11 protein-coding genes are annotated in these 10824 nt (G+C 65.4%); 3 read left to right on the forward strand and 8 right to left on the reverse strand.

All coding sequences use genetic code 11. The features are described from left to right. Positions 1-117: 117 nt before the first annotated feature. Complete coding sequence (locus ABUE11_RS04935) at positions 118-1317, forward strand: NnrS family protein (protein ID WP_367067934.1); 1200 nt, start codon at positions 118-120, stop codon at positions 1315-1317. Positions 1318-1365: 48 nt separating this feature from the next. After that, positions 1366-1656 carry a DUF2249 domain-containing protein gene (locus tag ABUE11_RS04940; RefSeq protein WP_367067935.1) on the forward strand — a complete coding sequence of 97 codons (291 nt, stop codon included), beginning with the start codon at positions 1366-1368 and terminating at the stop codon, positions 1654-1656. Between the two features lie 106 nt (positions 1657-1762). Here ABUE11_RS04940 and ABUE11_RS04945 read toward each other — a convergent pair whose 3' ends face one another. From ABUE11_RS04945 to lysS, 7 genes are all read right to left on the reverse strand, one after another. Continuing rightward, positions 1763-2473, reverse strand: coding sequence for an ABC transporter ATP-binding protein (locus ABUE11_RS04945; protein WP_367067936.1), 711 nt, complete (start codon positions 2471-2473; stop codon positions 1763-1765). After that, positions 2473-3252: a high-affinity branched-chain amino acid ABC transporter ATP-binding protein LivG gene (gene livG / locus ABUE11_RS04950; protein WP_367067937.1), complete on the reverse strand. Its 780-nt coding sequence runs from the start codon at positions 3250-3252 to the stop codon at positions 2473-2475. The genes ABUE11_RS04945 and livG overlap by 1 nt, the downstream gene beginning before the upstream one ends. Further along, positions 3253-4509, reverse strand: a complete 1257-nt coding sequence (locus ABUE11_RS04955) for a high-affinity branched-chain amino acid ABC transporter permease LivM (RefSeq protein WP_367067938.1) — start codon at positions 4507-4509, stop codon at positions 3253-3255. It abuts the gene before it with no gap. Continuing rightward, positions 4509-5435: a high-affinity branched-chain amino acid ABC transporter permease LivH gene (livH, locus tag ABUE11_RS04960; RefSeq protein ID WP_367067939.1), complete on the reverse strand. Its 927-nt coding sequence runs from the start codon at positions 5433-5435 to the stop codon at positions 4509-4511. The genes ABUE11_RS04955 and livH overlap by 1 nt, the downstream gene beginning before the upstream one ends. A 172-nt stretch (positions 5436-5607) precedes the next feature. Next, positions 5608-6726 (reverse strand): branched-chain amino acid ABC transporter substrate-binding protein, encoded by a 1119-nt coding sequence (locus ABUE11_RS04965; RefSeq protein WP_367067940.1) that lies wholly within the window; start codon positions 6724-6726, stop codon positions 5608-5610. Positions 6727-6924: 198 nt separating this feature from the next. Further along, positions 6925-7581, reverse strand: a complete 657-nt coding sequence (locus ABUE11_RS04970) for a mechanosensitive ion channel family protein (protein ID WP_367067941.1) — start codon at positions 7579-7581, stop codon at positions 6925-6927. A 7-nt stretch (positions 7582-7588) separates the two neighbouring features. Further along, complete coding sequence (gene lysS, locus ABUE11_RS04975; protein ID WP_367067942.1) at positions 7589-9136, reverse strand: lysine--tRNA ligase; 1548 nt, start codon at positions 9134-9136, stop codon at positions 7589-7591. Between the two features lie 175 nt (positions 9137-9311). Here lysS and ABUE11_RS04980 point away from each other — a divergent pair, with 175 nt between their 5' ends. Continuing rightward, on the forward strand, positions 9312-9860 hold the full coding sequence (locus ABUE11_RS04980; protein ID WP_367067943.1) for a YggT family protein: 549 nt from the start codon (positions 9312-9314) through the stop codon (positions 9858-9860). Between the two features lie 61 nt (positions 9861-9921). Here the strand turns inward: ABUE11_RS04980 and accD are convergent, their stop codons facing one another. Then, entirely contained in the window at positions 9922-10794 is an 873-nt protein-coding gene (gene accD / locus ABUE11_RS04985) for an acetyl-CoA carboxylase, carboxyltransferase subunit beta (RefSeq protein WP_367067944.1), read from the reverse strand. Between the last annotated feature and the right edge of the window lie 30 nt (positions 10795-10824).

Below are 10824 nucleotides of genomic sequence, written 5' to 3' on the forward strand. Positions count from 1 at the left end.
GCCTGAGCCCACACCGGCGCGCCGAGTGCGCGGCCGGTTGGGGTTTTCATAAAGATTCATGTAAAATGAAACTTAAGGTGGTCGCCGTTTCGGACTGGTTCCACATCTCCTGATTTCATGATGCAACTCCACCAAATCTCTGACAAACCGCAACCGGCCGCCGCGCTGCCGGGTTGGCCCGTGCTGCGCCTGGGCTTCAGGCCGTTCTATCTGGGCGCGGCGCTGCTGGCCTGCCTGTCGGTGCCGGTGTGGGCCGCGGCGTTCCTGGGTTACTTCGATCTGCGGCTGGATCTGCCGCCGCTCCTGTGGCATGGCCATGAGATGCTTTTCGGCTTTGCCGCGGGTGTCGTCGTGGGCTTTCTGCTCACCGCCGTAAAGGCCTGGACGGGGCTGGAGACCGCGCGCGGGCCGCTGCTGGGCGCGCTGATCCTGTTGTGGCTGGCGGCGCGCATCGCGGCGCTGGGCGCGCCCTATGGCGTGTTCATGGCGCTGGACATGGCGCTTCTGCCGGCCGCGGCGCTGGTGCTGCTGCGCGTGCTCATCAAGGCCGGCAACAAGCGCAACATTCCGCTCGTCTCGCTGCTGCTGCTCATGACGCTGGCCAATCTGGCCTTCCACCTCTCGGTGCTGGGCGTGATCACCTGGTCCGCCGTGTCGGCGCTGTATGCGCAGCTCGCGCTGATCATGATGGTGGTGTGCGTGATGACGGGACGCGTCGTGCCCATGTTCACCAAGAACGTCACGCCCGGTCTGGTGATCAACGTCTCGCGCAGGTTCGAGATGACGCTGCTGGCCGTGACCGCGGTCACGCTGGCGCTGTGGGTGCTGCAGGCGCCCGCCGCGCTGCTCGGGCTCGCCAGCGCGCTGGCGGCGGTGCTGCATGCCGTGCGCCTGTGGCACTGGCATCCCCAGGTGACGCTCAAGCGCCCCATCCTGTGGATATTGCATCTGTCCTATGCCTGGACGCCGCTGGGCTTTGCGCTGCTGGCACTGGCCCAATGGGGGCTGGTGGGCGTGTCGCTCGCCGTGCATGCGTTTGCGATCGGCGTGATCGGTGGGCTGATCATCGGAATGATCACGCGCACCGCACGCGGGCACACGGGCCGGCCGCTGATGGCCTCGCGTGGCGAGGTCGTGGCCTATGTGCTGGTGCTGCTGGCCGCCGTGGCGCGCGTGCTGGTGCCCGCGCTTCAGCCGGCCTGGTATGCCTACGCCGTGGAGGCCGCCGCCTGCCTGTGGGCCGTGGCCTTTGCGATCTACCTGGTGATCTACACCCCCTGGCTCACGCAGACGCGCCTTGATGGCAAGGACGGCTGAGCCGATTCCCCTTCCTCTTCCCGATTTCTTTACCTGAAAGGTTGAACCATGAGCACCACCGTTGCCGAAATCGACGTGCGCACCATCCCCCCCTACGAGCGCCACGCGCAGATCTTTGGCCGTTTCGACGCCCTGCAGCCGGGCGAGTCGTTCGTGATCGTCAATGACCACAACCCCGTGCCGCTGCACATGCAGCTCGAGGGCCGCGCCCCCGGTCAGCTGGCCTGGACCTATCTGCAGCAGGGCCCGGATCTGTGGCGTGTGCAGATCGGCAAGCAGGCCGCATCCAAGAACTCCGCCGAGGATTCCTGCTGCTCGGGCGGCGCCTGCTGCGGCTGATCCGGTTCCTGACCGAGTCTGATGTCGGCGGCCTGCGGGCTGCCAAAAACACAAAGGGGAGCGTGCATTGCACGCTCCCCTTTTTTCGGATTGGCAGGACGCGGGGTCAATGGCCCAGATAGGCCTTGCGCACGTCGGGGTTGGTGAGCAGGTTGGCGCCCGTGTCCTCGAGCACCAGGCGGCCTGTCTCGAGCACGTAGCCACGGTCGGCAATCGACAGCGCCCGGTTCGCGTTCTGCTCCACCAGGAACACCGTCACGCCCTGGGCGCGAATGGCCTGGATGATCTCGAAGATCTGCGCAATGATGAGTGGTGCCAGGCCCAGCGTGGGCTCGTCGAGCAGCAAGAGGCGTGGTTTGCTCATGAGGGCGCGGCCAATGGCCAGCATCTGTTGCTCGCCGCCGCTCATGGTGCCGGCGCGCTGGTTGGCCCGGTCCTTCAGGCGGGGAAACAGCTTGTAGGCGTATTCCATGCCCTCGGCAATCGCCTCCTTGGTCTGAAAGAAGCCGCCCATCTGCAGGTTCTCGGCCACGGTGAGTGCAGGGAAGATGCGCCGCCCCTCGGGTGAGATGGCGATCCCCTTTCTCATGATCAGATGCGAGGGGGCGTTGGTGATGTCCTCGCCCTCGAACAGTATCTGGCCGCTGCTGGCGCGCGGGTTGCCGCACAGCGTCATCAACAGCGAGGTCTTGCCCGCGCCGTTGGAGCCGATGAGCGAGACGATCTCGCCCTGGTTCACGTGCAGGCTGACATTGTTGACGGCGCAGATCGCGCCGTAGTGGGTGCTGATGCCCTTGAGTTCGAGCATGGCTTGCATCATTCTTCTCCGAGGTAGGCCTTGATCACGCGCTCGTCCTTCTGTATGGCCTCGGGCGTGCCCAGGGCGATCGGGCGGCCGTATTCCATCACCAGGATGCGCTCGGACACGCCCATCACCAGGCTCATGTCGTGCTCGATGAGCAGAACCGCCACGCCGTATTCCTGGCGCAGCTTCTCGATCAGGCCCTGCAGGTCCTTCTTCTCCTGCGGGTTCAGGCCCGCCGCGGGCTCGTCGAGCATGAGCACGCGCGGCTTGGTGACCATGCAGCGCGCGATCTCCAGGCGCCGCTGGTGCCCGTAGGCGAGGTTGCCGGCCTCGCGGTTCACGAACTCGCGCAGGCCCATGTAGTCGAGCCAGTGCAGCGCGTTCTGCAAGGCCTTTTCCTCGCTCTCGCGGTAGCTGCGGGTCTTGAACAGGCCCGACAGCAGATTGGTCGAGAGATGCCGGTGCTGGGCCACGAGCAGGTTTTCCAGCACCGTCATGTGCTTGAACAGGCGCACGTTCTGAAACGTGCGCACCAGGCCGTGCAGGGCCACGCTGTGGCTGCCCTGGCCGGCAATGTCCTGGCCCTGCAGGCGGATCTTGCCGGTGGTCGGTCGGTAGAAGCCACTGATGCAGTTGAACACCGTGGTCTTGCCCGCGCCGTTGGGGCCGATGATGGCGAAGATCTCGCGTTCCTTGACGTCGAAGGCGATGCCGTCGACGGCCAGCAGGCCGCCAAAGCGCATGCTCAGGCCCTCGACCTGCAGAAAGCTGTTGTTGCTGCTGCCGGCCATTTACTTCACCTCCACATGGTGGCGTTGCATGGGCAGCAGGCCTTGCGGGCGCCAGATCATCATCAGAATCATCACCAGGCCGAAGATCAGCATGCGGTACTCGGCGAACTCGCGCGCAAACTCGGGCAGCACCGTGAGCAGGATAGCCGCCAGAATCACGCCCAGCTGCGAGCCCATGCCACCCAGCACCACGATGGCCAGGATCAGCGCCGACTCGATGAAGGTGAACGACTCGGGGTTCACGATGCCCTGGCGCGCCGCGAAGAACGCGCCGCCGAAGCCCGCGAACATGGCACCCAGCGTGAAGGCCGAGAGCTTGATCTTCATGGGGTTGAGCCCCAGCGAGCGGCAGGCGATCTCGTCCTCGCGCAGCGCCTCCCAGGCGCGGCCAATCGGCATGCGGATCAGGCGGTTGCTGATGAACAGCGTCACCACGGCCAAGAGCAGCGCCATCAGGTACAGAAAGATCACCATGTGCATGGAGTTGAACTCCAGCCCGAAGAACTGGTGGAAGGTGGTCGCGCCTTCGGCCGAGGCGCTGCGCGCCATCTCCAGGCCGAACACGCTGGGCTTGGGGATGCCGGAGATGCCGTCCGGCCCGCCGGTGAATCCAGTCATGTTGGTCAGCAGCAGGCGGATGATCTCGCCAAAGCCCAGGGTCACGATGGCCAGGTAGTCGCCGCGCAGGCGCAGTACCGGAAAGCCGAGCACGAAGCCGAACAGCGCGGACGCGGCGCCGGCCAGCGGCAGAGCCTCCCAGAAACTCCAGCCGGCCCAGTGGAACAGCAGGGCGTAGGTGTAGGCGCCGACGGCATAAAAGCCCACGAAGCCCAGGTCCAGCAGGCCGGCAAAGCCCACCACCACGTTCAGGCCCAGACCGAGCATCACGTAGATCATGGCCAGGGTGGCGATGTCGACGGCGTTGCGGCCGGCAAAGAAGGGCCAGACGACAGCCAGCAGCAGCGCCGCGGCAATCCACACGCCGCGCTGGCGCGTCGGAATGGCTGGCAGCTTGGGCCAGGGCAGGCTCAGGCCGCGGCCGGCCCACAGCGGGCGCAGCATCTGCACGATGAAGACCAGCAGGCAGGCCCAGGCCACATTGCTCCAGTGCTGGGTGATGATGGTGCGCACCCCGGCGCGTTCCAGATGCAGGCCGAAGATGGGCGTGACGACAACGGCGGTGAGCACCGTCGCGGTGAGGGCGTGCGCGAGGTTCTGGCGCCAGCTCGGGCGGGAGGAGGTGACAGCGGTGCTCATCAGACTTTCTCCACTTCGGGTTTGCCCAGCAGGCCGGTGGGGCGGAACAGCAGGATCAGCACCAGCAGGCTGAAGGCCACGATGTCCTTGTATTCCGACGAGATGTAGGCGGCGGCGAAGGTCTCGGCCACGCCGAGCAACACGCCGCCGAGCATGGCGCCGGGGATGGAGCCGATGCCACCGAGCACGGCGGCCGTGAAGGCCTTGACGCCGACGATGAAGCCGATGAAGGGGTTGAGCTTGCCCACGGCCAGCGCGATCAGCACGCCGCCGACGGCGGCGAGCACCGCGCCCAGAATGAAGGTGAAGGAGATCACGCGGTTCACGTCTATGCCGAGCAGCCCGGCCATGTGCATGTCCTGCGAACAGGCGCGGCTGGCGCGGCCCATGCGCGAATGCTTGATGTAGAGCGTGAGGGCGATCATCAGCACCACCGTGACCACGATGATGAGCACGCGGGTGTAGGGCACGTAGACCTCGAAGCCGCCTTCGGCACCAAAGCGCAGCGCACCGGGCAGCAGCGAGGGCACGGCCATGTCGCGTGCGCCCTGGCCCAGGGCCACCCAGTTCTGCAGAAAGATGGACATGCCGATGGCCGAGATCAGGGCCACCAGGCGGGGGCCATTGCGCAGCGGCTTGTAGGCGACCTGTTCGACGACAAAGCCGTAGACGCCCGTGACCAGCACCGCCACGAGCAGCATGAGCGCGATGATGACGGCGATGGGCAGGCCGCTTTGCGTGCCTATGGCGGCCAGGGTGACGAGGCCGGCATAGGCGCCGATCATGTAAATCTCGCCGTGCGCGAAGTTGATCATGCCGATGATGCCGTACACCATGGTGTAGCCGATGGCAATCAGTGCGTAGATCGCTCCGAGCGACAGGCCATTGAAGAGCTGTTGCAACAGCTGCGGCAGGAATTCAGACATCCTGGGCCTCTCGATAAAGAGATGGGAAGAAAAGGGGAGGCAGGTCCCGGACACGGAGAACCCGCCCGACGCGAATGCCGGGCATTGTCACAGTGTCTGGGGCAAACGGCAAAACACCCCGATCGCCGTGGTTCCTCAGGGGGGAGGCGTCGGGGTGTCGGAGGCGGGATGCTTACTTGGCGACGGACTTGCTGCCGTCCTTGTGCCACTCGAAGATCTGGAAGTCGAAGGACTTCAGGTCACCGTTCTTGTTCCAGCTGATGGCGCCCAGGGGCGTCTCGAAGCTGGTCTTGTGCATGTGGTCTGCCACCTTGGTGGGGTTGTCACCCACGGCCTTGACGCTGTCGATGATGACCTGCGCGGCGGCATAGGCCGTCATCTGGAAGGCACCACCCGGGTCACGCTTGTTGTCCTTGAAGGCCTTCACGATGGCGGCGTTCTTGGGGTTGGTGGAGAAGTCGGCAGGCAGGGTCAGCAGCATGCCCTCGACGGCGGGGCCGGCAATGGCGTTGACCTCGGGGTTGCCCACGCCCTCGGGGCCCATCATCTTGACCTTCAGGCCCTGTTCGCCGGCCTGGCGCAGCAGCAGGCCCATCTCGGGGTGGTAGCCGCCGTAGTAGACGAAGTCCACGCCGGCGCTCTTGAGCTTGGTGATGACGGCGGAGTAGTCGCTGTCACCGGCGTTGATGCCCTCGAACAGCGCCACGTTGATGCCGGCCTTCTTCAGGTCGTCGCGCACCGAGGAGGCGATGCCCTGGCCATAGGACTGCTTGTCGTGCAGCACGGCCACCTTCTTGGGCTTGACCTTCTCGGCGATGAACTTGGCAGCGGCCGGGCCCTGCTGGTCATCGCGGCCGATGGTGCGGAAGATGAAGTGGAAGTTCTTGCCCTCGGTGAGTGCGGGCGAGGTGGCGGACGGGGTCACGACGACCACGCCCTCGTTGTTGTAGATCGGAGCGGCGGCAATGGCGGCGCCGGAGCACACGGGGCCGACCACATAGTGGATCTTGTCGTTGATCACGCGGTTGGCGGCCACGGGACCCTGCTTGGGTTCGCAGGCATCGTCCACGATCACGGTCTCGATCTTCTTGCCATTGATGCCGCCGGCGGCGTTGGCCTGCTCGACGGCGGTGAGTACACCTTCCTTGACCATGTCACCGTACTGGGTGAGCGGGCCGGTGGCCGGGATGACCATGGCGATCTTGACCTGCGCATGTGCAGTGGACAGCAGGGCTGCGCTGGCCACGCCCAGTGCGGCGACGATGGTATGCATGCGGAACGGGATGCTCATAAAAACGATCTCCAACTTTTGGTAAAGCGGTCTGAACAATCGACAGGCCCCGGTAGGGGCCTGCAATCAAACCGCCATGATTGGCCGTGTGCATGGTATTGGCAACAGGGTAAGCAAGGCTGGCACTGATACCAATTTTTTGCTACGGCGGGCAGGCAGTTGTCATGGGTCAACTTCCTGGTCCTGCCCCTCGTGCCATCAGGGAAAGCTGACCGCCTTCGGGGCAGATGCCGATTCTGCCCCAGCCGCGGCCTGTGAAGCCGCTGTGGGATGAAGCTTGTGGGCCGGCACCGGCGTGCCCGCGCGCCAGCGGCGCACCACGCGCTGGAAGATCAGTGCATTGGGTATCTGCAGCAGCGTGCCGGGGTCGGGGGCCGTGGCATCTTCGAGTGTGGTGTAGAGCAGGTTGATGTCCAGCACCCGGCCCAGGGCGCCGGGCTTTTCGGCCGTGTCCAGCAGCTCGATGTGGTCACCCACGCGAAACGGCCCCACGGTGAGGATCAGAAACGCGCAGAACAGGTTGGACAGCACGCTCCACGCCGCAAAGAAGGCCACGGCGCCGACGGTGGCAAAGCCGGTGAAGGCCGTCCACAGCACGGTGGCGGACACGCCCAGGCGCTCGAGCGCCAGCAGCGCGGCACCGCCCAGGACCAGCCAGCGCACGACGGCATTGATGGGTGTCAGCAGCTCGTGCGGAAACTGGTAGTGGTCGCTCGCGCGCCGGATCAGGCGTCGCAGCAGGTAGTGCAGCAGCAGCGCCGCCAGAAGAATGAGCGCGATCTGCGTGCCCGGCACGATGATGTCGAGCCAGTCGTGCATCCAGGGCGGGAGGATGTTCTTCAGGCGCTCGAGCATGGCGGGTTCATTGCTCGCGGCGCAGTGCCGGGAACAGGATCACGTCGCGGATGCTGGGGCTGTCGGTGAGCAGCATCATGAGGCGGTCGATGCCGATGCCGCAGCCGCCCGTGGGGGGCATGCCGTATTCGAGTGCGCGCACGAAGTCATGGTCGAAGTACATGGCCTCGTCGTCACCGCTGTCCTTGGCAGCCACCTGCGCGTTGAAGCGCGCGGCCTGGTCCTCGGCGTCGTTGAGCTCGCTGAAGCCGTTGCCGAACTCGCGGCCCGTGATGTAGAGCTCGAAGCGCTCGGTGACCTCGGGGCGTGCGTCGTTGGCGCGCGCAAGCGGGCTGATCTCGGTCGGGTGCTCCATGATGAAGGTGGGCTGCCAGAGCTTGTCCTCCACCGTTTCCTCGAAGTACAGCACCTGCAGGCTGGCGAGCGAGCGGGTGGACAGACGGTCCTTTTCCTCGCTCATGCCGAGCTTTTTCAGTGCGCTCACGAGCCAGGCGGCGTCGTCCACATGGGCGCCGGCCTCGGTGTATTCGTAGATGGCCTCGCGTATCGTCAGGCGTTGGAAGGGCTGGGACAGGTCCACGGCGCGCCCGCCATAGGTCAGCTGCAGGCTGCCCGTGGCCTTGAGGGCCGCGTCGCGCACCAGTTCTTCGGTGAAGTCCATCAGGTCGCGGTAGTTCCAGTACGCCGCGTAGAACTCCATCATCGTGAACTCGGGGTTGTGGCGCACCGAGATGCCTTCGTTGCGGAAATTGCGGTTGATCTCGAACACGCGCTCGAAGCCGCCCACCACGAGGCGCTTCAAATACAGCTCGGGCGCGATGCGCAGGAACATCTCCTGCTCGAGCGCGTTGTGGTGCGTGACGAAGGGTCGGGCGTTGGCGCCGCCCGGAATCGGGTGGAGCATGGGCGTCTCCACCTCAAGGAAGCCATGCTCGACCATGAAGTTGCGGATCGAGCCAATGGCCTTGCTGCGTGCGACGAAGCGGCGGCGCGCGGTCTCGTCGGTCATCAGATCCACATAGCGCTGGCGGTACTTGACCTCCTGGTCGGCCACGCCGTGGAACTTGTCGGGCATGGGGCGCAGGCTCTTGGTGAGCAGGCGCAGGCGCGTGACCTTGACGGACAGCTCGCCGGTCTTGGTCTTCATGAGCGTGCCTTCGGCGCCCACGATGTCGCCCAGGTCCCAGCGCTTGAAGTCGGCGTAGAGCTCCTCGCCCAGGGCGTCGCGCGTCACATAGAGCTGGATGCGTCCGCCGGTTTCGCCGAGCGAGCCGTCCTGCAGCGTGGCAAAGCTGGCCTTGCCCATGACGCGCTTGAGCATCATGCGGCCGGCCACGCTCACGCCGATGTCCCGGGCCTCCAGGGTCTCGGCATCGAGCGCTGCGTACTGCTGCTGCAGCGCCGCGGCGTGGTGCTGCGGCTTGAAGTCGTTCGGGAAGGCCACGCCCCGGCCCTGGGCCTGAGCTTCGCGCAGGCCCTTGAGCTTCTCGCGGCGTTCGGCGATGAGTTGGTTTTCGTCCTGGGGCTGGGAGGGGGCTTGGTTGTGTTCAGACATGGTGCCAAGGGGCGGTAAGAGGCAAACCCGCAATTTTAGGGTTTCCGCGTATGACCGGGCTGTGTGGCCTTGTTCGCAATCCTGCTCGCCCGCGCGGCGTCGCTATCATCGCGTGCAGTGGCGCGCCTGGCCTTGCTGTCGCAGGGCGGGTTGCGGCCTGTCACTCTGTCCATCCATGCTGTTCCAGATCATTTCCTTTCTTCTCGACATTGCCAGCAGCCTGTTGACCGGCGCCTGCCTGCTGCGTCTGTACATGCAGTTGCAGCGCGTGTCCTTTGCCAACCCCGTCGGGCGGTTTGTGTTCGCGCTGACCGATTGGCTGGTGCTGCCGCTGAGAAAGCTCGTGCCCGCGGCCGGGCGCTGGGACTTGTCCTGTCTGGTGGCCGCCTTCGCGCTGCAGCTGGTGCAGTATCTGCTGTTGTGGCTGCTGCTGGGCGCCGGCCTGGGCCTGGCCTGGCTGCCGTGGATGGCGGTGTTCAGCCTCGTGCGTGTGGCCGTGTCGGGCCTCATGGGCCTGCTCATCGTCTATGCCGTGCTGTCCTGGGTGCAGACGCGCTCGCCCATAGGCGATGTGATAGCGCGATTGTGCGAGCCGCTCCTGCGGCCCGTGCGGCGCGTGCTGCCGCTGGTCGGCGGCATAGACCTGTCGCCGCTGGTGGTGCTGGTGCTGCTGCAGGTGCTGTCCATGGTGCTGGGCCACCTGCAGGCCAGTGTCTTGATGTAAAAAAATACTGCCAGCGCCCTTGGTATAAGCGCTGGCAGCTATTTGTTTTGTAGTAACCGAATCAGGCTACGGCGTCCGCGGGCAGGCGCTGCAGCATGGACAGACAGTTGGCCACGGTGTCGCGCAGCTCGCGGCGGTCGACGATCATGTCGACCGCGCCCTTGTCCTGCAGGAACTCGGCGCGCTGGAAGCCTTCGGGGAGCTTGACGCGCACGGTTGATTCGATCACGCGCGGGCCGGCAAAACCGATCAGCGCCTTGGGCTCGGCGATCACGATGTCGCCCACGAAGGCGAAGCCCGCGGACACGCCGCCCATGGTCGGGTCGGTCAGCACGCTGATGTAGGGCAGGCCCTTCTTGGCCAGGCGCGTGAGCGCGGCATTGGTCTTGGCCATTTGCATGAGTGACAGCAGCCCCTCCTGCATGCGCGCGCCGCCCGTAGCGGTGAAGCAGATGAAGGGCACCTTCTGCTCGATGGCGGTCTCGACGCCGCGCACGAAGCGCTCGCCCACGACCGAGCCCATGGAGCCGCCCATGAAGTCGAACTCGAAGCAGGCGGCCACGACGTTGATGCTCTTCACGGCGCCGCCCATGACCACCAGGGCGTCGGTCTCGCCGGTGTTCTCCAGTGCTTCCTTCAGGCGCTCGGGGTATTTGCGGCTGTCCTTGAATTTGAGGGCGTCGACGGGCAGCACCTCCTGGCCGATCTCGTAGCGGCCCTCGCCATCGAGGAAGGCGTTCAGGCGCGCGCGTGCGCCGATGCGGTGGTGGTGGCCGCACTTGGGGCAGACGTTCTGGTTGTGTTCCAGGTCGGTCTTGTAGAGCACGTCATCGCAGCTCGGGCATTTGACCCACAGGCCCTCGGGCATCTGGCGACGCTCGGTGGGGTTGGTCTGCTGAATCTTGGAGGGCAGGAGTTTTTCTAGCCAGGACATGGCGGTTCCGATATCTGTTGTGCGTAGAAC

It is taken from the genome of Oryzisolibacter sp. LB2S, assembly GCF_040732315.1.
Classification (GTDB): Bacteria; Pseudomonadota; Gammaproteobacteria; order Burkholderiales; family Burkholderiaceae_C; genus Alicycliphilus; species Alicycliphilus soli.